Genomic DNA, 26,881 nt, shown 5'->3' with positions numbered 1-26,881 from the left:
ACGGCCAAGGAAGACCTGGCCATCTTCATGAACGCCGCGTCCGGCCAGTTCTTTGCCGGCGAAAGCGGCACCGAGCTGCTGTTCCGGATGATCCGCACCGCCTGCGTCAACGCCCCCAAGGGCGCCAGGGTGATCGGCTCCTCGATTGAGCACCCGGCCACCCGCAGCGCCGCCCGCCGCTGGGCCGGGATTGCCGGACTGGACTATGTGAACGTCGCCCACAGCAACGAAACCGGCCTGGTCACGGCGGCAGACTACGCCGCGCTGATGACCCCGGATGTGGCGGTGGCCACCATCCTGCATGCCTCGCCGGTCACCGGCATGGGCATGGATGTGGCGGCGATTTCCAAGGCGATCCGCGCGGTGGCGCCGGACTGCCTGATCATCGTCGACGGCATCCAGCACGCCGCCCACGGCCAGCTGGATCTGGCGGCCTACGATGTCGACGGCTATGCGGTCTCGCCCTACAAGGTGTTCTCGCGCCACGGCTACGGCATCGCCTGGATCTCGGACCGCCTCAGCGCCTTGCCGCATGACATGCTGATCGGGGCGCCCGCCACCGGCTGGGAGTTCGGCACCCGCGACACCGGCTCTTACGCCACCCTGTCGGATGTGGTCGGCTACTTCGAATGGCTCGGCGGCGAGGTCTCCTCCGAGACCTCCAGGCGCGGCAGGATCGAAGCCGCAGGCCGCGCCATCCACGCCTATGAGACCCATCTGACCAATACCGCGATCAACGGCACCGGCAACCTGCCGGGGCTGCGCGACATGGCGCATGTCACCATCCTGGCCGGTGCAGACAACCCGGCCCGCGAAGGCCTGGTCTCCATCGTGGTGGACGGCATCGCCTCGGAAGAGGCGGTGGCGGCCCTCAACGCCCAGGGCATCCGCACCCATACCCGCAAGGCCGACCATTACTCCGGCAACGTGCTGGACCCGCTGGGCCTGCCCGATTGCATCCGGATCTCCTTCTGCCACTACAACACCGAGGCCGAAATCGCCAGGATGCTCGCGGCAGTGAAAGAACTCGCCCCCAGCGCATAAGCCGCAGCAAACCGCAGCCAATCCCCGCCCCGAAAACCTCCCCGCAAAAAAGACAGCCCCATTTTGGGGCCGTCCGCTTGACCAGGGTCAAACCAGGCCAAGATCCGAATCCTTGCCACCGCGGATCACGAAATGGGCAAAGGGGCGGTCTTTCAGAAAGCGGGTGCCTTCCAGCTGCACCATGACCGAGGCGGCGCCCAGGAGAAGGCCGGTGTTGGACCCGCGCCCGCCGGCAATCATCGCCATGAAGGCATTAGCCGTGACAAAGGTGCCGAACTGGGGCGGGTCGATATAGCTGAAGTAGAAGCTGTGCAGGCTTCCTGCGGCTCCGATGATCGCACCGCCGGCAGCAAAAGCCCGGACGCGGAAGCCGAGCGTGGTTTTGCACAGGGTGGCGGTGACCAGATCATCTTCGCGAAGGGCCCGCAGGACCCGGCCAAAGGGGGAGATCGTCAGCATCTGGGCAAAAGCGAAACAGGCCGCCAGGACCGCAAGGGAGAGGCCCAGGAACAGCAGTTCATACTGCAGGCCGGACGCCAGCTCCGACAGCGGCCACGGAATGCCCGGCAGGCCGTTGGCGCCGCCCGTCAGCCAGGTTTCGTTCAGCAGGAACAGCCGGACAGCCTCGGCAAAGGCGAGGGTGGCAATTGCCAGGTAATCCTCCCGCAGCCGGGCTGAGACCAGGGCCACAAGGATGCTGAGCGCCACCGTGGCCAGTATTGCAAGCGCGGCACCGATCAGCGCAGGTACTCCGGCCAGGGCACTGAGGCCCGAGACATAGGCAGCCACGGCAAAGAACCCGAAGATGCCAAAGTTCACCATCCCCGCCTGGCCCCATTGCAGCTTCAGCGCTAGGCCGATCAGGGCCGATATGATTACGAAGATAAGGATTGCCGTCAGGTAGCCGATCATCTGGTGATCCTCGCTTTGCCAAGAAGTCCGTGCTGGCGCTGCAGCAGCACCAGCGCAATGATGAGGAAGGAGACCGCCTGCCGGTAGGTGGTGGGCAGCACCAGAGTGGCAAGTTCTTCGGCCTCCCCAATCAGCAGCGCACCGATGACGGCGCCCAGCGGGTTGCCGATGCCGCCGAGGATCACGGCTGCAAAGACCGGCAGCACGTAGTACCAGCCCATCAGCGGATCGATCACCCTATCCATGCCAATCAGCACGCCGGCAAAGGCGGTCAGAACGCCCGCGATGGCCCAGACCATGGCGATCACATAGTTGCGGCTGATGCCGCGCACATCGCCAGGTCCGGATTGTCCGCCACCGCCCGCATGGCAGGGCCCAGGGGCGTGCGCATCAGGATGAACCAGACCGCCGCCATCGCCAGCAGTGACACCGCCACGACGGCGATCTGCTCGTTGTTGACCCGCAGCCCCATCCAGCGGTGCGGCCGGGCGACGGCTATGTCAAAGCCGCGGATGTCCGAGCCCCACAGGAAACGCACCTGGTTTTCCAGAACGAAGTAGACGCCCATGGAGGCTACCAGCAGCGTCACATGGTCCGCGCTGCGCAAGGGCTTGTAGACCAGCCGGTCTGTGACCAGTGCCGCTGCCGCCAGCCTTGCGGCGCCCAGGACCGCCGCCAGCAGGATCGGCACGCCAGCATCCACGTTAAATACAACGCGATATAGGCGCCGGCCGTAGTCATCGAACCAATTGCGAAATTGGGAAAGTTCAGAACGCCGTAACTCAGCGGCAGCGCAATCGCAGGCAGGGCCACCAGCAGACCCGAGACAACGCCATTCAACAGGATTTGGAGCATCAGCCGCTCTCCTTTGCACCGGCATCCGAGGTGCCCATGTAGAGCGCGTGAATGTCGGGATGGTTCACGAAGTCCTCGGCAGGCATCTGCGCCCGCACCGTGCCCGCGACCAGCACGATGGCGGTTTCTGAGATCACCATCGCCTCCTTGACGTTCTGCTCGGTCATCAGGATCGAGACACCAGCCTGGTTCACGGCCTTTACCGCCTCGAACATCTCGGCAACGTATTTGGGCGACAATCCGGCGCTTGGCTCATCCAGCAGTAAGAGGTTCGGGTCCGGCATCAAGGCGCAGCCGAAGGCTAGCATCTGCCGCTGCCCGCCCGACAGGTTACCCGCCAGATCCGCCTCGCGGTGAGCGAGGTCCGGGAAGATGGCAAAGACCCGGTCGCGGGCCGTGGGCAAGCCCTTGGAGCCGCTGCCGATGAATTCATAGGCCAGCGTCATGTTCTCGCCGATCGACATGTTGCGGAACACATTGTGCTCCTGCGGGACATACCCCAGCCCCGCCCGCGCCTTGGAAGGCGCGTTCAGCCGGGCCACGTCTTTGCCTGCTAGGGTGATTGTGCCGTCGCGCGGTGCCAGCAGGCCGACCAGCGACTTGATCAGAGTGGATTTGCCCGCGCCGTTGGGGCCGACGATGGTCGAAACGGCGCCCTCGGAGACCGAGAAATCCGCACCCTTGATGATATCACCGCCGCAGTGGCCGGCACGCAGGTTCTCAACTGCCAAAAGGGCATTGCCCATCACACCATGCTCCCCAGATAGGCTTCCAGAACACGGGGATCGGTGGTGACCTCCTCGAATATGCCGCGCATCATTTTGCGGCCTTAGATCATCACATAGATGCTGTCGCACAGCGCCTCGATCATCTCCATGTCATGCTCGACAATGGCAAAGGTGACCCCTTCCTCCTTCAGGCTGAGATTGAAGTCGCACAGCACCCCCTCCATCGTCGGCGCCACGCGTGCGGCGGGCTCATCCAGCAGGATCACTTTGGGCGACAGCATCATTGCACGCAGCACTTCCAGCAGCTTTTTCTGCCCGCCGGACAGGCTGCTGGCCGCGTGGTCTGCCAGCCGCCACAGGTCGACCTGTAGCAGCAGGGTGCGGGCCCGCTCGATGGCGGCATCCTCCTCGGCGCGGAAAACAGCGCTGATGCCAGGCCTTCGCCACGCTGGCCGGGCCGCGCCAGAAGCAGATTTTCCAGGATGGTCAGGGCGCCGAGGTCGCGGGAGATCTGGAAAGTCCGCACCAGGCATATTTTGTTGAAAAACTCTGACTTGATCCAAGGGCAACGGGCTGATTCAATTCTCCTATTGAGGGAGGTGACCGACCATGATGGGCCGGAGGCAGGAAGCTCAAGCTGCGCTGTTCTGCGAGTTCCCGCTGGAAGATCATGTTCCTCTAGATCACTTGCTGAGGTCGGTTGATCGGTTCGTCGATTTGGACAGTATCCGGGCTCATCTGGCGGAATTCTACAGCCATACAGGCTGTCCTTCTGTCGATCTAGAGCTGCTGATCCGGATGCTTCTGGTTGGCTATTGCTTCGGCATCCGATCCGAGCGGCGGCTCTGCGAAGAAGTGCATCTGAACCTGGCATACCGCTGGTTTTGCCGTCTCGATCTGATTGACCGCGTGCCGGACCATTCCACCTTTTCCAAGAACCGGCACGGCCGCTTCCGGGAGAGTGAACTGCTGCGGCATTTGTTCGAAACAACCGTTGCGCGCGGCATCGCAGAAGGCCTGGCAAGCGGGCAGCGCATGGCAATTGATGCCAGCCTTATCGAGGCGGATGCCCACAAGCAGAATTCGACACCCAAGGAAGAATGGGACGCCTCCGGCATCGACCCGGCCGATGCCCCTCGCGCCGTTCGCGAGTATCTCGACACGCTGGATGAAGCTGCATTCGGTGCCGCCAGCGAGGTGCAACCGAAGTTCACCTCCCATTCTGATCCGGCCAGCCGATGGACGGCGGCACGTAAAGGCCCTGCTTTCTTCAGCTATTCCGACAACTATCTGATCAACACCGATCATAGGGTTATCGTCGATGTGGAGGCGACGCGATCAATCCGGCAGGCTGAGATTGGATCGACGAAAACCATGCTGAAGCGGGTGAAGGCCAAGTTCGATCTGCACCCTGAACGCCTGATCGCTGACACGGCCTATGGCACCGGGCCAATGTTGGGCTGGCTGGTTGACCGCGGGATCGCACCGCACATTCCTGTCTTTGATAAATCCGGGCGCAACGACGGCACCTTGACCCGCGCCGACTTCGAATGGGATGCCGAGAATGACCAATACATCTGCCCGGAGGGACATGCTCTCAAGCAGTTCCGCCGCAATTATTCGGGCCCGAACCGAGGTCCGTCCGGCAAAGGCACAGCCCGTTATCGCGCATTGAAAGAGATCTGTCAGGCCTGCCCATCCAAGCCCAAGTGCTGCCCGAACGCCGCCGCGCGCAAGATCACCCGCGAAGAACATGAAGATGCCCGGCAGGTCGTCCGGGAAACCGCCAAAACCAAGCAATACGAAGTCTCGATGAAGCTCCGGAAAAAAGTCGAGATGCTCTTCGCCCGCCTCAAACGCATACTTGGTCTTGGGCGGCTCCGATTACGCGGTCCATGCGGCGCAAATGACGAATTCCTCCTCGCCGCCACCGCCCAGAACCTCCGCAAATTGGCCAAGATCTTTCCCGCACCGCAGCAAACGCGCGAAGCCTGATCACAAAGGCGCTCGCCTCGCATCCAACGCCAAACATTCTGCGTGAGCAACACGTTGTTTTTCAACAGAATTAGCCTTGCTCCGCCAGCCGCTGCGGCGGCAGTCCGGTGATGTCGCGGCCGTCCAGAATAACCCTGCCCGCATCCGGGCGGATTGCGCCGCCCACTGTGTTGAACAGTGTTGTCTTGCCTGCGCCATTGGGGCCGACGATGCCAGGTCACCTGGCCCTGGGGAATATCGATTTGCCCGATGTCCAGAGTGTGAAACGCCCCGAAAGTTTCTGCCAGGACTGAAATCCTCAGCACTTCTGCTCCTCCGCGTTCCAGATTTTCCGTGCCGGCCCGTTGGTCGCATAGGGCAGCCAATAGTCCGAAAGCTGTTTCGGGGTATGCCGGATCCGGTGTGTCAGCAGCGCCTGAGCGCAGCGCGCCAGATCGGCGGCATAAGCCGGCTCGCCCGCCAGATTGCGGTGGCAGTGCGGATCGGATTTGAGATCGTACAAAAGCGCAGGCTGAGCCGGAAAATGGATGTAGAGCCAGTCCTGCGTCATAAGCGCTGTGAAACAGCAGTCATCTGGCTGCTAAGGCAGATAGGGCGCCATTTCCGGGGTGAGCCGCAGTTCACGGAAGTCGGTTTCCCACACTGTAAGCCGACGCCAGTCCGCTGGCGCTTCCCCGGATAGGAAGCCGCGCAGCGAGTGGCCGTCGCACTCCGGCTGAGGCTGGCCGAGCGCTTCTGCAATAGTGGGAGGGATGTCGATTGACTCGGTGAAATCTTCGACGCTGGGGCCATGCTGGGCCGGGAAACGCGGATCACGGATCATCAGGGGGATATGAAACAGTCCCGGAAAGGGGCCGCGGCGGCCGTAAATCCAATTGCCGCCCAGCTGGTCCGCATGGTCCGAGGTAAAAGTCACCAGTGTATCGTTCCATTGGCCGGCTGCTTTGAGATCTGCTACCAGGGCTCCGAAACGGGCATCCACTTCGGCTATGTTGCCATAATAGGATGCCCGCATGTTGCGCTCGTCGGCGGCTGTCACGTCTTCGGGTGCGAGGTCAGCCCGGAAGTAACGCCGGGTGCCATAGGCCTTGAGCGAGGCCGCAAGGAAAGGGTGACTGGACGCGGTATCGTCCGGAGTGCCTGCGCGGGGCGGCAAAGACAGCCGGGCTGGGTCAAACATCCGGTTATAGGGTTCCGGCGCAACCATCGGTGGATGCGGGCGCAGGCAGTTCAGGCTCAAGAACCAGGGTTTGCCTTTCCGGGCGCGGATGTATTCCGCCGCGGCGCCGGACAGGAACGCCGTATCGCTCAGGCCAGCCGGATACTGGCATGGGGCCTGCGGCCGGCTGCGGTCGTAGCCGCCTGCGGGAAGGAAAATGCTTTCGGGATCTTCGCCTTGGGGTATTTCCAACCCGTGCTCTGCGAGCCAGGCCCGCCAGGCTGCAAAGCTGTCATGGTAAAAGAAACCCGTCTTGGTCTCGAAACCGGGGCAGACCCAGGGCTGCAGCTGTCCGGTCTGGTCCGGGTCGTTCGGCGTGTCGGTATAGCCAAAGACCGTGGGCTCGCGCCCCGATACCGCAACCAGATGGGCCAGATCGGGTACGCTTGCGGGCAAGGGGGGCTCAATGCTGACCTGGTGGTGGTTCATCAGATAGCGGCCGGTCAGCAGCGATGCCCGCGACGGCCCGCAGGGCGCAGCCTGCGCATGGTGCCGCTGGAACGACACCGCCTCGGCGGCGAATGCGTCCAGATGCGGTGTCTTCACATCCGGATGCCCCCAGCAGGCAATAAATTCCCCGCGCCACTGGTCGGAAATGACCAGCAGCACATTCCTGACCGTCTTCATGATGTTTCCTGGTTAGTCCGCCGTTTCCGCCATCGCCCGGATGGCATGCCTGAAGGCATTCTTGAGCGACGCCATCATTTCATCCTCGAAGTGCGGGCTGTGATAGACCAGAGATTGCACCTTCAATCCACGCAAGGCGCAGAGCACAAGGTTGATGCTGTCGCGGATGGAGGTCTCGTCCCAGCCCTGTGCAGTAAAGGTGCCGTGCAGAATCTCGTAGTAGCTGTTGAAGAGCGCGCGAAGATCTTCTGCAACCGGCTCGGCCAGTTCCGGATCGCTGCGCGCGGCCAGCGTCAGTTCCAGCGAGGGCAGGACCACGTCATCGGCGAACATGTTCTCCCATGCGCCGTCAACAAAGGCGTCCACGTCAAAGGCGCCGTCCTTCAGTCCGCCGACCAGCCCGCGCAGCCGCTCGGGCACTTCCCGCCAAAGATCAATGGCGGCGTCCAGAAGCCATGCATTGCGGGTCGGGTAGTGATGCAGCATCGCCCCGCGCGAAACGCCGGCCTGGCGGCAGATTTCCGGCGTGCCCGCATTGCGGAAGCCTTCTTCCATCAGCGTGAGCAGTGTGGCCCGGCGCAGCCTGGCCCGCATCTCCTCGCTTTTCTGCTGCTGTGTGCGTTTCACCACTTGGTCCATCCGAATCTTTCCCTGACCCGAGCTGCGAAAGCATTTGTTGGGTTTCACCAGAAATTCTTGCAGGCGGCGCAGGCCTTGCACTGCGCATAGTGGCTGAAGCCAATTCCTGGGAGAGCGATCTATGTCAAAACGGAACCTCATCGGCGGCCATTGGGTCAGCGCGGCAGCGTTTTCCGAGAACCGCAATCCGGCTCGCCCTGAAGAAGTGATCGGCCTGTTTGCCCGGGGCAGTGCTGAGGATGCGGAGCAGGCCGTTGCCGCGGCCGCCGAGGCGTTCCCGAGATGGGCCGCAGCCTCTCCTCAGTTCCGGGCCGATACGCTGGACCGGGCAGGCAGTCTCATTCTGGCGCGCAAGGGCGAACTGGGCCGGGTGCTTGCCCGGGAGGAAGGCAAAACGCTGGCCGAGGCAACCGGTGAGGCGGTCCGGGCAGGGCAGCTGTTTAAGTTCTACGCTGGCGAAGCCCTGCGGCTGGCCGGCGAGGCAATTGACTCGATCCGGTCCGGTGTTGATGTGGAAGTCCGCCGTGAACCGCTTGGGGTGATTGGGCTGATCACCCCGTGGAATTTCCCGATTGCGATCCCGGCCTGGAAGGCGGCCCCGGCGCTGGCCTTTGGCAACACAGTCGTGATGAAACCAGCCGACCTGACCCCGGCCTCGGCGCATCTGCTTGCGGAAATCCTGCAGGAGGCCGGCTGCCCGCCAGGTGTGTTCAATCTGGTGATGGGGCCGGGTTCGGTCATCGGCGCCGCTTTGGTTGAGCATCCGGATGTAGCGGCGATTTCCTTTACCGGCTCGGAAAGCGTTGGGCAGGGCATTGCTGAGGGCTGCGCCCGGAGCCGCAAGAAGCTGCAGATGGAGATGGGCGGCAAGAACCCGATGGTGGTGATGGCTGATGCCGATCTCGACGTGGCGGTGCCCGCTTGTATCAACGGGGCTTTCTTCTCGACCGGGCAGCGCTGCACTGCGTCGTCGCGGCTGATTGTCGAGGAGAGCATTCACGACGCCTTTGCGGACAGGATGCATCAGGCGATGAGTGAACTGGTGCTGGGCGATCCGCTGGAGGCGGCAACGCAAATCGGTCCAGTCGCCTCGGAAAGCCAGCTGTGCGGCAACCTGGGGTATGTGGAGCTGGCCCGGCAGGAAGGTGCCGAAGTGCTCGGCGGCGGGCAACTTGACCGGCTGGGGTACTTTCAGGCTCCGGCGCTGTTCCTCAATGCCTCCAACGAGATGCGGGTCAGCCGGGAGGAGATTTTCGGACCCTGTGCCAGCGTAATCAAGGCGCAGGATTTCGAACATGCGGTGGCGCTGGCCAATGACACGGAGTTCGGCCTGAGCTCCGGCATCTGCACCACTTCGCTGCGCTACGCGCGCGAGTTCAAGCGGCGTTCTGAGGCGGGCATGGTGATGGTCAACCTGCCGACCGCTGGGGTGGATTACCACGTGCCCTTTGGCGGCCGCAAAGGCTCTTCGGTGGGCTCCCGCGAACAGGGGCGTTACGCGGCGGAGTTCTACACGTCGGTCAAGACCGCCTATACGTTTGCGGTCTGAGCCATGGCGCTGACAGAGGAACTTGCCGCGCTGCTGGGGCCCAAGGGCTGGCTGACCGAAGGGCTGGAGGCCTGGCAAACGGATTGGCTGAAGATGCAGTCCCATGCGCCCCTGGGGGTGGCGCGGCCTGAGAACACCGAACAGGTTGCAGAGGTGATGCGGCTGGCTCATGCGGCCGGTGTGCCGGTGACACCGCAGGGCGGCAACACCAGCCTCTGCGCCGGGGCGGTGCCGGGGGTGCCAGGGCATATCATCCTGTCGCTTTCGCGGATGAACCGGATCGGCTCCGTGGACCCCTTGGCCTTTACCGTCACGGTGGAGGCCGGCGCGGTGCTAGCTGCGGTGCATGAGGCCGTTGCGGCGCGTGACTTGATTTTCCCGATGCATCTCGGTGCCGAAGGCAGCGCCCAGATCGGCGGGCTGATCGCCACAAATGCCGGCGGCAGCCATGCGCTGCGCTATGGCATGATGCAGGATTTGGTGCTGGGGCTGGAGGTGGTGCTGCCCGATGGCGGTGTCTGGAACGGGCTGCGGCCGCTGATCAAGGATAACGCCGGGTACCAGCTGCGGCGCCTGTTTTGCGGCTCGGAGGGCACTTTGGGCGTGGTCACCCGCGCTGCGCTGCGGCTGTTTCCGGCACCGGTGTCGCGGGCGACCGCGCTACTGGCGGTGGCGGATTTCGAAACCTTGGTTCGGCTGGGTGCGCAGTTGCGCCAGGAACTGGGCGAGTTCATGTCTGCGCTGGAGTTCTTCAGCGGCACCGGGCTGGAGCTGGCTCTGCGCAATGTTCCTGGGTTGGAGTATCCGCTGGACACCCGCGGCGGTGCCTATGTCCTGGTCGAGCTTTCCACGGCGGCGCGCTGTGTGGACTTAGGCGCAATGCTGGAAATTGCGCTGGGCGAGGCCTTTGAAGCCGGGCTGATCCAGGATGGAGCCGTGGCGGCCAATGATGCGCAGCGCGCGGCAATGTGGCGGCTGCGCGAGGAGATGCCGGAAGGGCAGCGGCTTGAAGGCGCGCAGCTCAAGCATGACATCGCGGTGCCGGTGGCTGAGCTGGGTGAATTCATCAAACGCATGGCGCCGCAGCTGGACGCGATTCTTCCTGGTGTGCGGATTAACCCGTTCGGCCATCTGGGCGACGGCAACATCCACTATAACCTGAGCCCGCCGGAAGGCGCGGCGGGTTTCGGTGAAGCCAAAGCAGCTCTTTCGCAATTGATTTATAAGGAGGCCGAGGCCGTCGGCGGAAGTTTTGCGGCTGAACACGGGCTTGGCCGGTCAAAAGTTTTCTTTGCGGATCAACTGAGAAGCCCCGAGGAACGCAATCTGATGCGGTGTCTCAAACAAGCGGCCGATCCGCAAGGGCTGCTCAATCCCGGCGTGCTGACCGGGCCTCGGAACCCGCAAGAATAACTTACCAAAGCGCGGGATTTCTTGCTGTTTTGGTCGGCCTTGCGCCGGCCAGACTTTTGCCAGGCCGGGGCAGGGGCATCTGCCAGCCCGGCAAGGGGACCCCTAGGGAGGAAAGTACATGTCCTTTATGACCAATGTGAAAACGATTGCCGCCGCCGCTGCGCTGGCTGTAGCCGGGCTGGCGCAGCCGGCGGCAGCGCAGGAGAAGGAAAGCCTGTGGTCCGACGCGCTGGAGCGCGGCACCCTGCGGGTGGGCGTGGCCGAAGCGCCGCCGCATCTGGTGCGCGATCCGAAGACTGGCGAATGGTCCGGTTTCTTCCTGGACGTGATGGAAGGCTACGGCGATGCTATCGGCGTCGAAATCGAAGTGGTTGAGACCACCTGGGGCAACATGGTTGCCGGCCTGCAGGCCGGCAAGTGGGACATTTCCTCGGCGCTGAACCGCAACCCGCAGCGCGCCATGGCGATCAACTTCTCGCAGCCGATCTGGAACTACGAAATCGGTCTGCTGCATGACACCCGCAACCCCAAGATCAGCGCCGACATGACCTCGCTGGCGGATTTCGACAAGGAAGGCATCACCATCGCGGTGATGCAGGGCGCCGCGGGCGACCTGTCGATCACACCGCAGGTGAAACACGCCAAGATCATCCGCCTGGATGGCGCCAATGAAGGCCGTCTGGCGATCATCTCCAAGCGCGCGGATGTGTTTGCCACCGACAGCGACATTCACCGCGTCACCATTCTGCAGAACCCTGAGTGGGCGGCGCAGATACTGCCGCAGCCGGCCATCGCCAAGCAGGGCGTGGCCTATGGCCTGCGCAAGAACGTGGCGCTGGACGATATCCAGGTGCTCGACATCTACCTGGAAGAGCAGATCGCAACCGGCGCCACCCAGCGGCTCTATGACGCCAATATCGCACGCCTGACTGCCGAGTAATACCGGTTTTCCGTGCCGCCCCGGCTGGGCCTGGGGCGGCATTTGCAAGCCGGGACGAACAGGGGAGGGCAGCATGGCCTTTGTGGAGATTGACGGGCTGGTCAAACGCTATGGATCGCTTTCGATCTTTGAAGGCTTTGACCTGCATATGGAAAACGCCGACCGGCTGGTGCTGATCGGCCCCTCCGGCTGCGGCAAGTCCACGCTTCTGCGCTGCATGATGGGGCTGGAGGATATCGCGGGCGGAACCATCCGTCTGGGCGGAGATGACTACATCCAAGGTGCCACAGACGGCCGGATGACGCTGGACAGGCGGGTGCAGAAGGAAGTGGGGATGGTGTTCCAGCACTACACGCTGTTCCCGCATCTGTCGGTGCTTGGAAACCTCTGCCTGGCGCCGGTGCGGTCGCGCGGTGTGAAGAAATCCGAAGCGCGGGACAAGGCGATGGGCCTGCTGGAACGTTTCGGTCTGGCGGAGCGGGCCAATTTCTACCCCAGCCAGCTCTCCGGCGGCCAGAAGCAGCGGGTCGCCATTGCCCGTGCCCTGATGCTGGACCCCAAACTGATGCTGTTTGACGAGGTGACCTCGGCGCTGGACCCGGAACTGGTGGTCGAGGTGGAGAACACCATGATGGAGCTGGCCGAGGGTGGCATGCCGATGATGATTGTCACCCACGACATGCATTTTGCCCGCAGCATCGCCACCAAAGTGGTGTTCCAGGAGCGCGGCAAAGTGATTGAGGCCGCCGCGCCGGACGACCTTTTCGGCAACCCCCAGCAGGAGCGCACCCGGGATTTCCTGCGCAACGTGCTGCATATCGAGGGGTGAGGGGATGAACTACGAATTTGACTGGTTCTATGTGAAGAAGGGTTTCCCGCAGCTGATCGAAGGCCTGTGGCTGACACTGGAACTGACGCTCTGGGCCAATGTGATCGGGCTTGTTCTGGGCTTCCTCGTTGCCATCGGCATGCTCTCGAAAATCAAAGCCATCGTATGGCCGCTGACCGCCTATATCGAGTTCTTCCGCTGCACCCCGGCGCTGATCCAGCTGGTCTGGTTCTTTTTCTGCATCCCGATTCTGTTCAATGTGTGGTGGAGTGCCGAATTCATGGGCATCTTGGCGCTGGGGCTGAATCTGGCGGCCTTCAACGCCGAAGCCTACCGCGCTGCGATCCAGGCGATCCCGCACGCACATACCGACGCCAGCACAGCCCTGGGGCTGAATGTGTTCCAGCGGATCATCCATGTGATCCTGCCGCAAGCGCTGATCCTGTCGCTGCCGGTCTTGATCACCAATGGCATCGGCATCTTTCAGCAGTCGGCGCTGGTGGCGCTGATTTCGGTCGAGGATCTGATGTACCAGGGCCGCTACATCTCGACCCAGACTTTCCGCCCGATCGAGACCCTCACCACCGTGGCGCTGATCTATTTCGCGGTGTCCTTCCCGGTGTCGCAGGCCGTCACCCTGATCGAGCGGCGCACCAAGCGCCTGCTGGCGAACTGAGGAGGCTCTGATGGACTTCGATTTTTCCTTTCTGGCGGAATACTCCGGCGTCCTTTGGCGCGGGTTGCTGACCACCTTGCAATTTGTCGGCATTGCCGTGGTGCTGGGGCTGGTCTGGGGCTTTGTTCTCAGCCTGGGGCGCACCTCGTCAAACAAGGGGCTCTACTGGCTCGCCACTCTCTACGTGGAGTTCTTCCGCGGCACGCCCGTACTGGTGCAGCTGTTCTGGATCTTCTTCTGCCTGCCGCTGTTCCTCGGCGTTGAGCTCAGCGGCTTCATCTCGGCGGTGATTGCCCTGTCGCTCTACAGCGGCGCGATCACCTCCGAGAGCTTCCGGGCGGCGCTCAAATCCATCGATGCCAGCCAATTCGATGCCTGCATAGCACTTGGCCTGCCGCAGGGCGTGCAAACGGTGTTTGTGATCCTGCCGCAAGCTATGCTGCGGGCGATCCCGAACCTGCTGTCAAACGTGGTGTCCCTGTTCAAGGAAAGCGCGCTGGTGTCGGCGGTGGGCATGGCGGACCTGATGTATGTCGGCCAGAATATTGCCAATAACGTCGCTCGGCCCATTGAAATCCTGACCGCGATTGCGCTGATCTATTTCGCCATCGGCTTCCCGCTGACCCGCGCCGTCAGCCTGGTCGAGGGCCGCCTGCTGAAGGTTGTGAAAGCATGACACAGAAGAAACCCCTTGCCCTTGTCACCGGTGCCACCAGCGGCATTGGCAAGGCGATTACATTTTCCCTGGCTGGTGCAGGCTATGAGGTCATTGCCTTGGGCCGCAGCGCCGCCACGCTGGAAAAGATGCAAAGCACCGCAGGCGTGCGCCCATTGGCGCTGGACTTGACCGACCGCGAGGCGCTGGCCACCGTGCTGGACGGCGAAGAGATTGATGTGCTGGTCAACAATGCAGGCATCATTCCTCCGGTTGCGGGGTTCGCCGATATGGCGCAGTCCGACATTGACGCGACGCTGGAAGTGAACCTGAGCGCCGCCATCGCCGTCACCCGGCTGGTGCTGCCGGGGATGATGGCGCGCAAACGCGGGCACCTGTTCTTTACCGGCTCCACTGCCGGCCAGGCGCCGTTTCCCAATATGGCGGTCTATGGCGCTTCCAAGGCGGCGATCTCCAGCTTTGCCGCCGCCTTGCGCTGCGATCTGTCCGGTTCGAACGTGCGGGTGAGTGAGATTGTCGCGGGCCGGGTCGAAACCGCCCTCTACCGCGATGTGCTGAGCGATCAGGCACGGGCGGGCATGTACCAGGCATTTGACGCGGTGCAGCCCGAAGACGTGGCCGCGATGCTGCTGTCTGTGCTGCAGATGCCTGCCCATGTGGACGTGACCCGCTTTGATATTCTGCCCACCGCCCAGTTTGTCGGCGGCGGGGGCTTTGCCAAAAAGGAAGACTGAAATGGACGGATTGTCTGTTGTGATCGTCGGCGGCGGCGCCGGGCTGGGCCTGCTGCTGGCGGAAATGGCGGTTGAGGGCGGCGCGGCTGGCCTGGGTATCATCGACATCAACGCCGAGGCAGCTGAGGCCGCACTGGCATCGGCCAAGGCGGCAGGTCTGAAAACAGCCTTTGCCGCTTGCGACATCCGCACCTCAGAGGCGGCTCATACAGCCTTCGCCCAAGTCGCCGAAAGCTTGGGCCGGGTCGATACGGTGATCAACTCCGCCGCTATCTACCCGCGCAAACCGATGCTTGAGATCACCGACGCCGACTGGGACACCTCCAACGCGGTGAACATCAAGGGCACCTTCCACATGTGCGTCGCCGCCATCAAACAGTTCCGGGCGCAGGAAACCGGCGGTGTGGTCAAGGGGAGGATCGTCAACATCACCTCGGTCGATGCCTTCAAGGCGCATCCGCAAAACGCACATTACGCCGCCACCAAGGCTGCGGTGGTCAGCCTCACCAAAAGCTTTGCCCATGAGGTCGCGCCCGACAACATCCTGGTGAACTCGGTCGCGCCTGCAGGCATGGCGACGGAGAAGGCGCGCGAGGCCGGTTTCCTTGGTGAACTTGCTGCCGCCAGCCCCCTCGGCCGCGGCGGCAAGCCGCGCGAGATGGCGGAATGGGTGATGATGGCAGGCGGCCCCAGGAACACCTACATGACCGGCGAGAATATCATCGTCTCCGGCGGCTATATTTACGCATAAGGGACGGCTGATGATCTACAAATCACGGTTGAAAAGCCAAAGCTGGGCCGGTGAGACCATCGGTATCCTGGTGCTCGACTGCTATTACCCCTTCCTGCCGGGCAACGTCGCCAACGCCACCACCTATGACTTCCCGGTGCGCTACGCGGTGGTCGAAGGCGCCACCGCCGACCGGCTGCTTTATGAAGCCGACCCCACCCTGATCGACCCCTTCATCGCCGCCGCCCGCAAGCTGCAGGACGAGGGTGTGAGGGCGATCACTGGCGCCTGCGGCTTCATGGCCTTGTTCCAGAAAGAGATCGCGGCAGCCGTGGACATCCCGGTCTTTGCGTCCAGCCTGCTGCAGGTGCCTTTTGTGCATCAGATTACTGGCAAGCGAGTTGGCATCATCACTGCTGACAGCACCTGCCTGAAGCCTGCGCATTTCTCCGGCACCGGCATCTCCGAGGACATCCCTTTGGCGATCGGCGGCATGGAGACCGAGGAGGCCTTCATGCAAGGCATCATCGCCAACATCGGCGAGCTGGATGACGACGGCATCCGTAACGGCGTGGTTGAGGTGGCGCAGCAGCTGCAGGCCGAACATGACGACCTGGGCGCGATCCTGCTCGAATGCTCGGACCTGCCGCCCTATGCCCATGCGGTGCAGGCGGCCACCGGCCTGCCGGTCTTCGATTTCATCACCATGATCAACTATGTGCACGAAACTCTTGCGCGCAGACCCTACTATGGCTTGATCTGATCCGGCGGGGTGCAGAATTTCTTGAGCTTAGCAAGATTTTCTGCACCGACACATGCCCCCGCGGCGGCTAGCCTCACCCTAGAAACCGACATTCTGACAGGTCCGAACATGCAACAGAGAAACGGCGGCCGGCTGCTGGTAGACTGCTTGAAGGCCTTGGGCGCGACCCAAAGCTTTGGCGTCCCGGGCGAGAGCTATCTGGCGGTGCTGGATGCACTGCACGACACCCGCGGCGAGCTGGATTTCACCCTCTGCCGCAACGAGGGCGGCGCCTCTTTCATGGCGGCGGCCTATGGCAAGCTGACCGGCAGCCCCGGCATCTGTTTTGTGACCCGCGGGCCAGGTGCCACCAATGCTTCAATCGGGGTGCATACAGCGATGCAGGACAGCGCGCCGATGATCCTGTTCGTGGGTCAGGTCGGCACCGATATGAAAGGCCGCGAGGCGTTTCAGGAAGTCGACTACCGCGCCGCTTTCGGTACCGTAGCCAAATGGGCCACTGAGATTGACGATGTGGAGCGCATCCCCGAGATCATGATGCGCGCCTGGACAACCGCCGTCTCCGGCCGTCCTGGTCCTGTTGTTGTTGCTTTGCCTGAAGACATGCTAACCGATACCACGGCCGTTCCCGCTCTCACCGGCCCCGTATCCGTGCAGGAGGCCGCCCCTGCGCCCGCCGCTGCGGGGGCGGTCCTCGATACGCTGGCCGCAGCCGAGCGCCCGCTGATCCTGATGGGCGGTGGCGGATGGACCGCTGACGGCAGCCAATCGCTGCAAGGGTTCGCCGAAGCCTCGGATATCCCGGTGCTGGCGGCGTTCCGCTTCCAGGATCTCTATGACAACCACAGCGCCACTTATGCAGGCGATGCTGGCGTTGGCATGACCCCGGCTACCAAGGCGCTGATCAAAGATGCCGACGTCATCCTGGCCATCAACGTGCGGTTTGGCGAGATGACCACCGATGGCTACACTCTGCTGAATGTTCCGTGCCCCGCGCAGAAGCTGATCCACGTCCATGCCTCCGACCGCGAATTGGGCAAGGTCTATCAGCCCGATCTGGCGATCCACGCAGGCCCCAATGCCTTTGCGGCCGCCTTAGATGGGCAAAGCGTCTCCGGTCCCTGGGCCGATTGGCGGGCCAAGGCGCGGGCTGATTATGAGGCGTCGTTTGGACTGCCGGATCTGCCCAGCCCTGTCGACATGGGCAAGGTCACCGACTACCTGCGCGAGCGCTTGCCGGAAGACGCCGTGCTGACCAACGGCGCGGGAAATTTCACTGTCTGGCCCAACAAGTTCTTCAAGTTTGGCCCCGGTCAGCGCCTGCTGGCGCCGCAGTCCGGTGCCATGGGCTATGGCTTGCCCGCGGCCGTGGCGGCCAAGGTCGCCTGCCCGGATCGCACAGTGGTCTGCTTCGCCGGCGATGGCGATTTCCAGATGAATTGCCAGGAGCTGGGCACCGCTATGCAAGCAGGCGCGCAGCCGATCGTGCTGATCCTGAACAATGGCGTCTACGGCACCATCCGTATGCACCAGGAACGCACCTATCCCGACCGCGTGTCCGGCACCTCGCTGGAGAACCCGGATTTCGTGATGCTGGCCAAATCCTATGGCTACCACGCCGAATTGGTGGAGCAGACTGAAGACTTTGCCGCCGCCTTTGAGCGCGCGATGGCGTCGGACACCGGCGCGGTGCTGGAACTGGTGATCTCATCCGAAGCGCTGACCCCGCGCCAGACCCTCAGCCAGATGCGCGCGGCCGCAAAAGGAGGCCAGTGATGCGCACTCAGGACATCCGCCTTGGCGCCGATATCGGCGGCACTTTCACCGACATCGCGCTGGACATGCGCGGCGAGATCTTCTCGGCCAAGGTGCTGACCAACTACACCGCGCCTGAGCAGGCCATTCTGGACGGGATCGCCATCGTTACCGAACAGGCGGGGATCGGGTTTGGTGATCTGGATATCATCATCCACGGTACCACCCTGGCCACCAACGCCCTGATCGAGCGGCGCGGTGCCAAGACCGCGCTGGTCACCACCGAGGGTTTCCGCGACGTGATCGAGATGCGGACCGAGAACCGGTTCGAGCAATACGATCTGAACCTGAAGCTGCCCGCGCCCCTGATCCCGCGGCAGGACCGCTTCCCGGTGAAAGGCCGGATCGACGCGCAGGGTAATGAGCTGCAAGCGCTGGACGAGGCCCGGCTGGAGGAGCTGGCCGGGGAAATCCGCGAGGGCGGGTTCGGAGCGGTCGCCATCGGTTTCATCCATTCCTACCAGAACCCCGCCCATGAAGCACGGGCCCGCGATATCCTGGCAGCCAAACTGCCCGGCATTCCGATCTCGATCAGCGCCGAGGTCAGCCCGCAGATGCGCGAGTTCGAGCGCTTCAATACCGTCTGCGCCAATGCCTATGTGCGGCCGCAGATGGAGGACTACCTGACCCGCCTGCAATCCCGCCTGAAAGAGCAGGGCGCGGGCTGCCCGGTGTTCATGATCCACTCCGGCGGCGGGCTGATCTCGGTGGAGACCGCCATCGAGTTCCCGGTGCGGCTGGTGGAGTCCGGCCCTGCAGGCGGGGCAATCTTTGCTGCCGATGTGGCGGCGCGCTTCGGTCTGGAAAAGGTAGTCAGCTATGACATGGGCGGGACTACCGCCAAGATTTGTCTGATCGAGGATTACGAGCCGCAGACCGCCCGCACCTTTGAAGTCGCCCGCACCTACCGCTTCTGCAAGGGGTCGGGCATGCCGATTTCGATCCCGGTGATCGAGATGATCGAGATCGGGGCAGGCGGCGGCTCCATCGCCTGGGTCGACGCCATGGGCCGCATTCAGACGGGGCCGGAAAGCGCCGCGTCCGAGCCCGGACCCGCCTGTTACCAGCGCGGCGGCGAGCGGCCTGCGATTACCGATGCGGATGTATTGCTGGGCAAGATCGACCCGGACAATTTCGCAGGCGGTGCTATCAAGCTCAGTAAAGACGCCTCGGCCACGGCCATCGCTAAGGACGTCGGTGACAAGCTGTCGCTGGACCCGCTCGAAGCAGCCTTTGGCATCTGCGAGGTGGTGGACGAGAACATGGCCAACGCTGCCCGTGTGCATGCGGTGGAGAATGGCAAGAACATCTCGGACAATGTGATGATCGCCTTTGGCGGTGCTGCCCCGCTGCACGCCGCGCGCCTGTGCGAGAAGCTGGGTGTTTCCCAATGCTTGATTCCGCCTGGGGCAGGGGTGGGATCCGCCATCGGTTTCCTCAAGGCGCCGTTTGGGTATGAAGCTCTGGCCTCCCGCCTAGTACGCCTGTCGGAATTTGACGTCGAAGCGGTGAACACCATGCTGGCTGAACTGCGCGAAACCGCCGAAGGCTTTGTACGCGCGGGCACTGATGGGGTGATCAAACGCGAGATCATTGCCTTCATGCGCTACCAGGGCCAGGGCTGGGAGATTCCGGTGGCAATCCCCGACCGGGTGCTGACGGGTGAAGATGCAGAGCTGATCCGTGACCGCTTCCGCGAGAACTATGCCCGTTTCTTTGGCCGCGCGATTGACGGGCTGGGCGGGCTGGAGATCGAGATCGTGACCTGGTCGATGAAAGCCAGCGACGAGCGCCCGGCGCCGACGCCGCAGGATCTGCTGAACGGTGGTCAAACGACAGATGGTGGCAGCACCCGCGCGGTGTTTGATCCCAGTTCGGACGGCATGCTGGACAGCCGCATTGTTGAACGCAGCATGCTCTCCGCGGGTGAGCGCGTGACTGGCCCGGCGGTGATTGTGGAGCGCGAAACCTCGACTGTCGTCACTGCGCCCTTTGATGCGGTGATGCAGGGTGACGGCACCATCCTTTTGACCCGGAAGGAGAGTTAAGCCATGGCAGGCACCTCAGAAATCCGCATGCAGGTGATGTGGAACCGGTTGATCTCGGTGGTCGAGGAACAGGCGCTGACCCTCTTACGCACGGCCTTCTCCACCTCGGTCCGCGAGGCGGGCGACTTGTCGGCCGGCGTCTTCAACCCCGAAGGGCTGATGCTGGCGCAGGCGGTCACCGGCACGCCGGGCCACGTCAACACCATGGCCGAAGCAGTGCTGCATTTCCTGGCGGAAATCCCGCGCGAGGAGATGTTTGAAGGCGACTGCTATGTGACCAATGACCCGTGGAAGGGCACCGGCCACCTGCACGACATCACCATGGTCGCGCCCTCCTTCAAGGACGGCAAGCTGGTGGCCTTTTTTGCCTGCACCGCCCATGTGGTGGACGTCGGCGGGCGCGGGTTCGGGGCCGACGGCAAATCGGTCTACGAAGAAGGCATCCTGATCCCGATCATGAAGTTCGCCGATCGCGGCAAGGTGAACCGGGACCTGATTAATATCCTGCGCAACAACGTGCGCGAGCCGAACCAGGTGGTGGGGGATTTCTACTCGCTGGCGGCCTGCAACGAGGTCGGCCACCGCCGTCTGATCGACATGATGGCTGAAACCGGTATGGACAGCCTGGGTGATCTCGGGGATTTCATCTTCTCCCGCTCCCGCGCGGCCACTTTGGAGCGTATAGCGGGCTTGCCTAAGGGCAGCTGGCAGAACGACATGACCGTCGACGGCTATGACGAGCCGGTGAAGCTGGCCACAACGCTCTCGGTCAAGGATGGCGAAGTGAATGTCGATTTCACCGGCACCGATGGCATCAGCAAATGGGGCATCAATTGCCCGCTGATCTATTCCAAAGCCTATGCCTGTTACGCTGTGAAATGCGTAGTGGCGCCGGAAATCCCGAACAACTCCGCTTCGCTGGAGCCGTTCACGGTCTCCTCGCCGGTGAACATCCTGAACGCCGAACGCCCGGCGCCGGTCAGCTTGCGGCACGTGATGGGCCATATGGTGCCTGACCTGGTGCTGGGTGCCTTGGCCAAGGCCCTGCCGGGCCAGATCATGGCCGAGGGCGCGGCAGCACTGTGGAACATCCATATCTCTGCCCGCCCTGCGGCGGGGCAGGAGGGGCGCCGCGCCGAGGTGCTGATGTTCAACTCCGGCGGCACTGGCGCACGGCCGGGTTTGGACGGGCTGTCGGCCACCGCCTTCCCGTCGGGTGTTCATACCATGCCGATTGAGGCAACCGAGCACACCGGCCCGATCGTGGTCTGGCGCAAGGAACTGCGCCCTGACAGCGGCGGCGAGGGCCGCCTGCGCGGCGGCCTGGGGCAAGTGATCGAAATCGCACCTGCCGAAGGCCACGAGTTCGACTTTTCTGCAATGTTCGACCGGGTGAACCACCCGGCCCGAGGCCGCGACGGCGGCGGCGAAGGCGCGCCCGGTGTGGTGGCCTTGGATGACGGCACCCAGCTGCGCCCCAAGGGTTGGCAGCATGTGCCCGCAGGTAAACGACTGATTTTGAAAGCCCCCGGCGGCGGCGGCTTTGGCCCTGCTGAGGAGCGCAGCGGCGAAGACCGCGCCGCGGACTTGCTGGCCGGATATGTGACGGAAGACAAATGACCATGCTGGCAAAACGTATGTCTGTAGTGAAACCCTCGCCCTCGATGGCGGTCAGCCAGGCGGCCAAGGCACTGGCGGCGCAAGGGGTGGAGGTTGCTGATCTCGGTCTCGGCGAGCCGGACTTCAGCACCCCGGACCACATCATTGCAGCGGCCCATACTGCCGCGACGGAGGGCAACACCCGCTACACCGCCACCGGCGGTGCCCCTGCCACCAAACAGGCGGTGATCGAAAAGTTCCACCGCGAGAATGGGTTGGACTTCATGGCGGACGAGATTGTTGTCGCCAACGGCGCCAAGCAGATCATCTTCAACGCTCTGATGGCGACGCTGGAGGAGGGCGACGAGGTGATCCTGGCGGCGCCGTATTTCGTGTCCTACCCGGATATGGCGCTGATGCTGGGCGGTAAGCCCGTTGTGGTCGAATGTACCCGCGCCGATCGGTTCAAATTGACGCCCGGGGCACTGCAAGCCGCGATCACGCCCAGGTCGAAATGGCTGATCCTCAACATGCCTGGCAACCCCTCCGGCGCGGTCTATTCCGAGGGTGAGCTGCAGGCGCTTGGCGCGGTGCTGGCCGATCACCCGAACCTGCTGATCCTGTCGGATGAAATCTACGAGCACATCCTGTTCGACGGGCTGCAGTTCAACTCGTTCGGCAAGGCCTGCCCCGGCCTGCGCGACCGCACTCTGATCGTCAACGGCGTCTCCAAGGCCTATGCAATGACCGGCTGGCGCATCGGCTACGGCGCGGGGCCTGCCGGGCTGATCAGAGGCATGACCACGGTGCAGAGCCAATCCACCACCAATGCCTGCTCCATTGCCCAGGCCGCCACAGTCGCCGCTCTGACCGGGCCGCAGGGTGAAGTGGCGCGTTTCCGCGAGGCCTTTGAACGCCGCCGGGACCTCGTGGTGGAGGGCATCAATTCTATCGAAGGGCTGGAGCTGGATGCCCCGCAGGGTGCTTTCTACGCCTACATCGACTGCACTGGGATCATGGGGAAAACCACGCCCTACGGCGTCGTCTTGGAGGATGACACCCAGGTCACCCGATACCTGTTGGACGAAGCCCGCGTGGCCGCGGTGCCTGGCAGCGCTTATGGGCTATCGCCGTTCTTCCGCCTGTCCACCGCAACGTCCGGCGATGTTTTGTCTGCCGCCATCAACCGCATTGCTGATGCGGTGGCCAGGCTGGCCTAAGGAGTGATTTCATGAAGCCATTCAACCGTATCCTGATCACCGGCGCCGCAGGCCGTTTGGGCTCCGAGCTGCGCAAAGGCCTGGCGCATTTGGCCGAGCATGTGCGCATCTCCGACCGAGTGGAGATGGCGGATGTGCAGCCGCACGAAGAAGCCGTCGTCTGCGAGCTTGGCGATTACGAGGCTGTCATGGCGCTCACCCAAGATGTCGACGCCATCGTGCATTTCGGCGGCGCACCGCTGGAGGTGGAGTTTGAAACCATCCTCGACAGCAACATCCGCGGCTCTTACCACATCTATGAAGGCGCAAGGAAACACGGCGCCAAGCGGGTGATCTATGCATCGTCGGTGCACGCTATCGGTTATCACGAATTGGAGGCGCATATCGACGCCGATAGCCCGGTGCGCCCGGACAGCCTCTATGGTGTGTCCAAAAATTTTGTCGAAAGCCTAAGCCGCCTCTACTGGGACAAGTTTGGCATCGAAAGCCTGTGCCTGCGCATCTTCTCCTCTTTCCCGGAGCCCGCCGACCGGCGGATGCTGTGGAGCTGGCTGTCGTTCCGCGACTGCGTGCAATACGTCGAACGTGGCCTGACCGCACCGCGGCTGGGCCACACCATCGGCCACGGTATCTCGGACAACCGCCTGAAAGTAGTGGACGACAGCAAGGCGGGCCACCTTGGCTACCACCCCCAGGACAGCGCCGAGCCTTTCCGCGAGGCAATGGAAGCCAAGACGGAAACTCCCGGCCCGAACGCGCCCGGTGTCAAATATATTGGCGGCTGGTTCTGCGAACTGGGCCACCCGGAAGACGAGGTCCAGTGATGCGTGACACTTACGATGTGGTGATCGTCGGCGGCGCGGTGATCGGCTCGGCGGTGGCCTATTTCCTGACCGCAAATCCGGATTTCGACGGCTCGGTGCTGATCATCGAGCGCGATCCGACATTTGCCCAGGCCTCGACCTCGCTCAGTTCGTCCTCGATCCGCAATCAGTTCTCCAATCCGGTGAATGTGAAAATCGGCCAGTTCGGCACCAAGTTCATCCGCGAGTTTGCCGAAACCATGGCAGTGGACGGCGACAAGCCGGATCTGGGCTTTCACGAGGGCGGTTATTTGTTCCTGGCCTCGACGGACGAGCAGGTGCAGATCCTGCGGGAGAATCACGAGGTGCAAAAGTCGCTTGGCGCCGATGTTGTGCTGTGGCAGCCGGAACAGATCAGAGAGGCTTTCCCGCACTTGCGTGTGGATGACCTGCAACTGGCAAGCTACGGCCAGTCGGGCGAGGGCTGGTTCTCCAACACCGGCCTGATGAACGGCTTCCGTAAAAAGGCCCGGGCGCAAGGCGCCGACTACCTGATTGACGAAGTGGTAAATATCGCCCGCGAAGGCGACCGGATCACCGGCGTTACCCTGAAGTCCGGGCAGTCCATTGCCTGCGGCACGCTGGTCAATGCTTCCGGCCCCCGCGCGGCGCAGACCGCTGCTATGGCCGGTCTGGAAATCCCAGTCGAGCCGCGCAAACGCTCGCTGTTTGTCTTTGACTGCGCCAAGACCCCCGAAGGCACCGCTACCGTGAACTACGGGTGCCTGCCGCTGATGATCGACCCCTCCGGCAGTTTCTGCCGCCCTGAAGGCAAGTATTTCCTCTCCGGCACCGTACCCTCTGAAGACCCGGCCGTGGACTGGGATGATTTCGAGCCGCGGCACGAGGAATTCGAACGCATCTGGATGGATCTGGCCGAGCGCTCGCCCGCGTTTGAGGCGATCAAGCTGGTGAACTTCTGGGCCGGACACTATGCCTTCAACACGCTGGATCACAACGTGATCGCCGGGCCCCATAACGAAGTGCGGAACTTCATCTTTGCCAACGGCTTCTCCGGCCATGGCCTGCAACAGTCCCCGGCGGTGGGGCGCGGGGTTGCGGAATGGATCACCTATGGCGCATTCCGTGCACTCGACCTCAGCGAAATCGGCTATGATCGGGTTGTCCGTAACGAACCTTTCCTGGAAAAAGCAGTGATCTGATCCGCTTACGCAGAGTGCCATGAACCAAAGCCGCCTAAAACTGCCGCCGCTGAATGCCCTCAAGGCCTTCCATGCAGCGGCGCGCCACAGCTCGATCCGCAGTGCTGCAGATGAGTTGCTGGTGACGCCGCAGGCGGTCAGTCAGCAGATCAAGCTGTTAGAGGACACGCTGCAGGTCACTCTGTTCGAACGCCGCGGCCGCTCGATTGAGCCGACCGAGGCGGCGGTCCTGCTGGCCCGCTATGTCGAGGCCGGGTTCGAGGAGTTGGCCGAAGGCGTGCGCCGGGTCACCAACCGCAAGTACAAGGACCGGATCACCCTCAACGTCTCGCCCTATTTCGCCACCCGCTATCTGTTGCCGCGGCTGGAGATGTTCCGCGAATTCGTGCCGCAAAGCGACTTGCGGATGACAACAATGGTCGACACGCCCGACTTCACCCGCGACGACATCGATGTTGCGGTGCAATGGGGCTATGGCGGCTGGGGTGATCTGGACACCACGCTTCTGCTCAAGGATCACAAGGTGATCTGCTGCACTCAGGAGGTCGCGGCGCGGATCAAGGCACCGGCAGACCTGTTGAACGAGACCCTGCTGCATCCGGTGCTGCAGAATTCCCTGTGGCAGGACATTCTGCGGTTCTTTGGGGTGGAAGCCGCCGAAGACGCCTCGGAAATCGCCTTTCACGATGCTGCCACCATGCGCCGGGCGACGCTGTCGGGCATGGGCGTCGGTCTGATCTCGCGCGCCGATGCCGATCGGGATATCCGGGCCGGCGACCTTGTGGCGCCGCTGGGAATGGAGACTTTGCTGGCAATGCCGCCGGAGCAGATCCCCGGCTTTTATCTGGTGCTGCCGCGGGCGCACCGGCGGGTCACCGGGGTCGGCAATTTTTGTGACTGGGTCACTGATCAGGACTGGGAGGAGACACCCGCATGAGTGATGGAACAGCTGCCTTGGTGACCGGTGCTGCTTCGGGTATCGGAGCGGCGCTGGCTTTGCGGCTGGCACAGCCCGGCGCGCGGCTGACACTGCACACCCGCCGCTCAGCGGACCGGCTGCAGGCGGTGGCGGAGCAGGCCCGCGCCAAGGGGGCGGAGGTTGGAACCGTCCTCGGAGACCTCGCGGAAGCCGGAGCGGGCAGAGCAGCGGTGAAAGCTCATCAGGAGCGGTTTGGCGTGCTGGATGCGCTGGTCGCCAATGCGGGCTTTCCGCTTTTGATTCCGCTGGAGGATATGACGCCTGCAGACATTGCCTATGCCTTTCAAGGTAACAGTCAAAGCTTCTTTGAGCTTGCTCAGGCCGGCCAGCCGCTGCTGTCGGAGTCCGGCCAGGGCAGGATTGTCGGTGTCAGCAGTTTCACTGCGCATGTCTTCCGTACCGACATGCCGCAATTCCCCGCTTCCGCCGCGTCCAAGGGTGCCGTGGAAACCGCAGTGCGCAGCCTGTCGCTGGCGCTGGCCAAGGACGGTATCACGGTCAACTGCGTGGTTCCCGGCTATATCCGCAAGGATGCGGGCACGGCTGACGGGATTGATGACGCTGCCTTGCAGCAGATTGAGACCCGCATACCCTTGTCCCGCCTAGGATTACCGGAAGACGTTGCCGGCACCATTGCGTTCCTATTAGGCCCGGATGCAGCCTACATTACGGGGCAGATCATCCATGTGAACGGCGGGTTGATCTGAACCGGCCTGCCATTGCACAGTGCGGCCCACTTGCCGCCGGCCCTGGGTGAAAGGGAAATGGCGTTTGGTGCAGCTGGCGGGGCAGCGGCACACCTGGGCGCGCAGGGCGCCAACGAGCGGCCTTACTGTTTAGAAAACCGCGGCGGGCACGTGGCAGA

General features: G+C 63.0%; 29 protein-coding genes. 19 read left to right on the top strand and 10 right to left on the bottom strand.

The window, feature by feature from the left end:
• Positions 1-1,044 (top strand): aminotransferase class V-fold PLP-dependent enzyme (locus tag RA19_RS14690; protein WP_039163889.1); only part of this gene is annotated, 1,044 nt, incomplete at its 5' end.
• A gap of 87 nt (positions 1,045-1,131) precedes the next feature.
• On the opposite strand, the gene RA19_RS14685 is transcribed toward RA19_RS14690, so the two are convergent.
• The 6 genes from RA19_RS14685 to RA19_RS14670 form a co-directional block, all read right to left on the bottom strand.
• Positions 1,132-1,956: a branched-chain amino acid ABC transporter permease gene (locus RA19_RS14685; RefSeq protein ID WP_052261805.1), complete on the bottom strand. Its 825-nt coding sequence runs from the start codon at positions 1,954-1,956 to the stop codon at positions 1,132-1,134.
• On the bottom strand, positions 1,953-2,288 hold the full coding sequence (locus tag RA19_RS27215) for a branched-chain amino acid ABC transporter permease (RefSeq protein WP_052261804.1): 336 nt from the start codon (positions 2,286-2,288) through the stop codon (positions 1,953-1,955). The genes RA19_RS14685 and RA19_RS27215 overlap by 4 nt, the downstream gene beginning before the upstream one ends.
• Positions 2,261-2,647: an ABC transporter permease subunit gene (locus RA19_RS27210; RefSeq protein ID WP_206540279.1), complete on the bottom strand. Its 387-nt coding sequence runs from the start codon at positions 2,645-2,647 to the stop codon at positions 2,261-2,263. The genes RA19_RS27215 and RA19_RS27210 overlap by 28 nt, the downstream gene beginning before the upstream one ends.
• 163 nt (positions 2,648-2,810) lie before the next feature.
• Positions 2,811-3,557 (bottom strand): ABC transporter ATP-binding protein, encoded by a 747-nt coding sequence (locus RA19_RS14675; protein WP_039163873.1) that lies wholly within the window; start codon positions 3,555-3,557, stop codon positions 2,811-2,813.
• Positions 3,557-3,628, bottom strand: coding sequence for an ABC transporter ATP-binding protein C-terminal domain-containing protein (locus RA19_RS27770; RefSeq protein WP_446720286.1), 72 nt, complete (start codon positions 3,626-3,628; stop codon positions 3,557-3,559). Before RA19_RS27770 ends, RA19_RS14675 begins: the two co-directional genes overlap by 1 nt.
• 12 nt (positions 3,629-3,640) lie before the next feature.
• On the bottom strand, positions 3,641-4,072 hold the full coding sequence (locus tag RA19_RS14670) for an ATP-binding cassette domain-containing protein (protein WP_052261802.1): 432 nt from the start codon (positions 4,070-4,072) through the stop codon (positions 3,641-3,643).
• A 76-nt stretch (positions 4,073-4,148) separates the two neighbouring features.
• On the opposite strand from RA19_RS14670, the gene RA19_RS14665 reads away from it, so the two are divergent.
• Positions 4,149-5,534: an IS1182 family transposase gene (locus tag RA19_RS14665; protein WP_039163871.1), complete on the top strand. Its 1,386-nt coding sequence runs from the start codon at positions 4,149-4,151 to the stop codon at positions 5,532-5,534.
• A gap of 70 nt (positions 5,535-5,604) precedes the next feature.
• Here the strand turns inward: RA19_RS14665 and RA19_RS27765 are convergent, their stop codons facing one another.
• The 4 genes from RA19_RS27765 to RA19_RS25835 all read right to left on the bottom strand — a co-directional run bounded on the left by RA19_RS27765 (position 5,605) and on the right by RA19_RS25835 (position 8,007).
• Positions 5,605-5,745: an ATP-binding cassette domain-containing protein gene (locus RA19_RS27765; protein WP_446720285.1), complete on the bottom strand. Its 141-nt coding sequence runs from the start codon at positions 5,743-5,745 to the stop codon at positions 5,605-5,607.
• 87 nt (positions 5,746-5,832) lie between these two features.
• A complete protein-coding gene (locus tag RA19_RS25840; RefSeq protein ID WP_052261801.1) occupies positions 5,833-6,084 on the bottom strand; it encodes a hypothetical protein in 252 nt (83 codons plus the stop codon).
• A gap of 30 nt (positions 6,085-6,114) precedes the next feature.
• Positions 6,115-7,380, bottom strand: coding sequence for a sulfatase-like hydrolase/transferase (locus RA19_RS14660; RefSeq protein WP_052261800.1), 1,266 nt, complete (start codon positions 7,378-7,380; stop codon positions 6,115-6,117).
• Positions 7,381-7,392: 12 nt separating this feature from the next.
• Entirely contained in the window at positions 7,393-8,007 is a 615-nt protein-coding gene (locus tag RA19_RS25835; protein ID WP_206540278.1) for a TetR/AcrR family transcriptional regulator, read from the bottom strand.
• Between the two features lie 133 nt (positions 8,008-8,140).
• On the opposite strand from RA19_RS25835, the gene RA19_RS14650 reads away from it, so the two are divergent.
• The 17 genes from RA19_RS14650 to RA19_RS14570 all read left to right on the top strand — a co-directional run bounded on the left by RA19_RS14650 (position 8,141) and on the right by RA19_RS14570 (position 26,723).
• Positions 8,141-9,568 carry an aldehyde dehydrogenase family protein gene (locus tag RA19_RS14650; protein ID WP_039163869.1) on the top strand — a complete coding sequence of 476 codons (1,428 nt, stop codon included), beginning with the start codon at positions 8,141-8,143 and terminating at the stop codon, positions 9,566-9,568.
• Positions 9,569-9,571: 3 nt separating this feature from the next.
• Positions 9,572-10,981 (top strand): FAD-binding oxidoreductase, encoded by a 1,410-nt coding sequence (locus tag RA19_RS14645; RefSeq protein ID WP_039163867.1) that lies wholly within the window; start codon positions 9,572-9,574, stop codon positions 10,979-10,981.
• A 118-nt stretch (positions 10,982-11,099) separates the two neighbouring features.
• Entirely contained in the window at positions 11,100-11,921 is an 822-nt protein-coding gene (locus RA19_RS14640; protein ID WP_052261798.1) for a transporter substrate-binding domain-containing protein, read from the top strand.
• A 73-nt stretch (positions 11,922-11,994) separates the two neighbouring features.
• A complete protein-coding gene (locus RA19_RS14635) occupies positions 11,995-12,750 on the top strand; it encodes an amino acid ABC transporter ATP-binding protein (protein ID WP_039163865.1) in 756 nt (251 codons plus the stop codon).
• A gap of 4 nt (positions 12,751-12,754) precedes the next feature.
• Entirely contained in the window at positions 12,755-13,426 is a 672-nt protein-coding gene (locus RA19_RS14630) for an amino acid ABC transporter permease (RefSeq protein ID WP_039163862.1), read from the top strand.
• 10 nt (positions 13,427-13,436) lie between these two features.
• Entirely contained in the window at positions 13,437-14,102 is a 666-nt protein-coding gene (locus tag RA19_RS14625; protein WP_039163860.1) for an amino acid ABC transporter permease, read from the top strand.
• Positions 14,099-14,836, top strand: a complete 738-nt coding sequence (locus RA19_RS14620) for an SDR family oxidoreductase (RefSeq protein WP_039163858.1) — start codon at positions 14,099-14,101, stop codon at positions 14,834-14,836. Before RA19_RS14625 ends, RA19_RS14620 begins: the two co-directional genes overlap by 4 nt.
• 1 nt (position 14,837) lies before the next feature.
• Positions 14,838-15,587 (top strand): SDR family NAD(P)-dependent oxidoreductase, encoded by a 750-nt coding sequence (locus RA19_RS14615; RefSeq protein WP_039163856.1) that lies wholly within the window; start codon positions 14,838-14,840, stop codon positions 15,585-15,587.
• Between the two features lie 10 nt (positions 15,588-15,597).
• Complete coding sequence (locus tag RA19_RS14610) at positions 15,598-16,329, top strand: aspartate/glutamate racemase family protein (RefSeq protein WP_039163855.1); 732 nt, start codon at positions 15,598-15,600, stop codon at positions 16,327-16,329.
• Between the two features lie 108 nt (positions 16,330-16,437).
• Positions 16,438-18,105 (top strand): thiamine pyrophosphate-binding protein, encoded by a 1,668-nt coding sequence (locus RA19_RS14605; protein ID WP_039163854.1) that lies wholly within the window; start codon positions 16,438-16,440, stop codon positions 18,103-18,105.
• On the top strand, positions 18,105-20,192 hold the full coding sequence (locus RA19_RS14600; RefSeq protein WP_039163847.1) for a hydantoinase/oxoprolinase family protein: 2,088 nt from the start codon (positions 18,105-18,107) through the stop codon (positions 20,190-20,192). The genes RA19_RS14605 and RA19_RS14600 overlap by 1 nt, the downstream gene beginning before the upstream one ends.
• Before the next feature lie 3 nt (positions 20,193-20,195).
• A complete protein-coding gene (locus RA19_RS14595; RefSeq protein WP_039163845.1) occupies positions 20,196-21,812 on the top strand; it encodes a hydantoinase B/oxoprolinase family protein in 1,617 nt (538 codons plus the stop codon).
• The gene (locus RA19_RS14590) at positions 21,809-23,011 is read left to right on the top strand and encodes a pyridoxal phosphate-dependent aminotransferase (protein WP_039163843.1); all 1,203 of its coding nucleotides are present in this window, start codon (positions 21,809-21,811) and stop codon (positions 23,009-23,011) included. The genes RA19_RS14595 and RA19_RS14590 overlap by 4 nt, the downstream gene beginning before the upstream one ends.
• Before the next feature lie 11 nt (positions 23,012-23,022).
• Positions 23,023-23,835: an NAD-dependent epimerase/dehydratase family protein gene (locus tag RA19_RS14585; RefSeq protein ID WP_039163842.1), complete on the top strand. Its 813-nt coding sequence runs from the start codon at positions 23,023-23,025 to the stop codon at positions 23,833-23,835.
• Entirely contained in the window at positions 23,835-25,037 is a 1,203-nt protein-coding gene (locus RA19_RS14580) for an NAD(P)/FAD-dependent oxidoreductase (RefSeq protein ID WP_039163841.1), read from the top strand. The genes RA19_RS14585 and RA19_RS14580 overlap by 1 nt, the downstream gene beginning before the upstream one ends.
• 19 nt (positions 25,038-25,056) lie before the next feature.
• On the top strand, positions 25,057-25,974 hold the full coding sequence (locus RA19_RS14575) for a LysR substrate-binding domain-containing protein (protein ID WP_039163840.1): 918 nt from the start codon (positions 25,057-25,059) through the stop codon (positions 25,972-25,974).
• The gene (locus RA19_RS14570; RefSeq protein WP_039163839.1) at positions 25,971-26,723 is read left to right on the top strand and encodes an SDR family NAD(P)-dependent oxidoreductase; all 753 of its coding nucleotides are present in this window, start codon (positions 25,971-25,973) and stop codon (positions 26,721-26,723) included. Before RA19_RS14575 ends, RA19_RS14570 begins: the two co-directional genes overlap by 4 nt.
• Positions 26,724-26,881: the final 158 nt, after the last annotated feature.

The organism is Leisingera sp. ANG-M1 (assembly GCF_000813745.1).
In the GTDB taxonomy this organism is placed as follows: domain Bacteria; phylum Pseudomonadota; class Alphaproteobacteria; order Rhodobacterales; family Rhodobacteraceae; genus Leisingera.
The sequence above is the reverse complement of the archived record's forward strand: the minus strand, read 5'-3'. Positions and strand labels throughout refer to the sequence as shown.

Excerpts from the sequence above, each read along its gene's own strand:
- RA19_RS14685 (WP_052261805.1), bottom strand. The coding sequence starts at position 1,956 with ATGATCGGCTACCTGACGGCAATCCTTATCTTCGTAATCATATCGGCC.
- RA19_RS14675 (WP_039163873.1), bottom strand. The coding sequence starts at position 3,557 with ATGGGCAATGCCCTTTTGGCAGTTGAGAACCTGCGTGCCGGCCACTGC.
- RA19_RS14670 (WP_052261802.1), bottom strand. The coding sequence starts at position 4,072 with ATGCCTGGTGCGGACTTTCCAGATCTCCCGCGACCTCGGCGCCCTGAC.
- RA19_RS14665 (WP_039163871.1), top strand. The coding sequence starts at position 4,149 with ATGATGGGCCGGAGGCAGGAAGCTCAAGCTGCGCTGTTCTGCGAGTTC.
- RA19_RS25840 (WP_052261801.1), bottom strand. The coding sequence starts at position 6,084 with ATGACGCAGGACTGGCTCTACATCCATTTTCCGGCTCAGCCTGCGCTT.
- RA19_RS14660 (WP_052261800.1), bottom strand. The coding sequence starts at position 7,380 with ATGAAGACGGTCAGGAATGTGCTGCTGGTCATTTCCGACCAGTGGCGC.
- RA19_RS14650 (WP_039163869.1), top strand. The coding sequence starts at position 8,141 with ATGTCAAAACGGAACCTCATCGGCGGCCATTGGGTCAGCGCGGCAGCG.
- RA19_RS14645 (WP_039163867.1), top strand. The coding sequence starts at position 9,572 with ATGGCGCTGACAGAGGAACTTGCCGCGCTGCTGGGGCCCAAGGGCTGG.
- RA19_RS14640 (WP_052261798.1), top strand. The coding sequence starts at position 11,100 with ATGTCCTTTATGACCAATGTGAAAACGATTGCCGCCGCCGCTGCGCTG.
- RA19_RS14635 (WP_039163865.1), top strand. The coding sequence starts at position 11,995 with ATGGCCTTTGTGGAGATTGACGGGCTGGTCAAACGCTATGGATCGCTT.
- RA19_RS14630 (WP_039163862.1), top strand. The coding sequence starts at position 12,755 with ATGAACTACGAATTTGACTGGTTCTATGTGAAGAAGGGTTTCCCGCAG.
- RA19_RS14625 (WP_039163860.1), top strand. The coding sequence starts at position 13,437 with ATGGACTTCGATTTTTCCTTTCTGGCGGAATACTCCGGCGTCCTTTGG.
- RA19_RS14620 (WP_039163858.1), top strand. The coding sequence starts at position 14,099 with ATGACACAGAAGAAACCCCTTGCCCTTGTCACCGGTGCCACCAGCGGC.
- RA19_RS14615 (WP_039163856.1), top strand. The coding sequence starts at position 14,838 with ATGGACGGATTGTCTGTTGTGATCGTCGGCGGCGGCGCCGGGCTGGGC.
- RA19_RS14610 (WP_039163855.1), top strand. The coding sequence starts at position 15,598 with ATGATCTACAAATCACGGTTGAAAAGCCAAAGCTGGGCCGGTGAGACC.
- RA19_RS14605 (WP_039163854.1), top strand. The coding sequence starts at position 16,438 with ATGCAACAGAGAAACGGCGGCCGGCTGCTGGTAGACTGCTTGAAGGCC.
- RA19_RS14600 (WP_039163847.1), top strand. The coding sequence starts at position 18,105 with ATGCGCACTCAGGACATCCGCCTTGGCGCCGATATCGGCGGCACTTTC.
- RA19_RS14595 (WP_039163845.1), top strand. The coding sequence starts at position 20,196 with ATGGCAGGCACCTCAGAAATCCGCATGCAGGTGATGTGGAACCGGTTG.
- RA19_RS14590 (WP_039163843.1), top strand. The coding sequence starts at position 21,809 with ATGACCATGCTGGCAAAACGTATGTCTGTAGTGAAACCCTCGCCCTCG.
- RA19_RS14585 (WP_039163842.1), top strand. The coding sequence starts at position 23,023 with ATGAAGCCATTCAACCGTATCCTGATCACCGGCGCCGCAGGCCGTTTG.
- RA19_RS14580 (WP_039163841.1), top strand. The coding sequence starts at position 23,835 with ATGCGTGACACTTACGATGTGGTGATCGTCGGCGGCGCGGTGATCGGC.
- RA19_RS14575 (WP_039163840.1), top strand. The coding sequence starts at position 25,057 with ATGAACCAAAGCCGCCTAAAACTGCCGCCGCTGAATGCCCTCAAGGCC.
- RA19_RS14570 (WP_039163839.1), top strand. The coding sequence starts at position 25,971 with ATGAGTGATGGAACAGCTGCCTTGGTGACCGGTGCTGCTTCGGGTATC.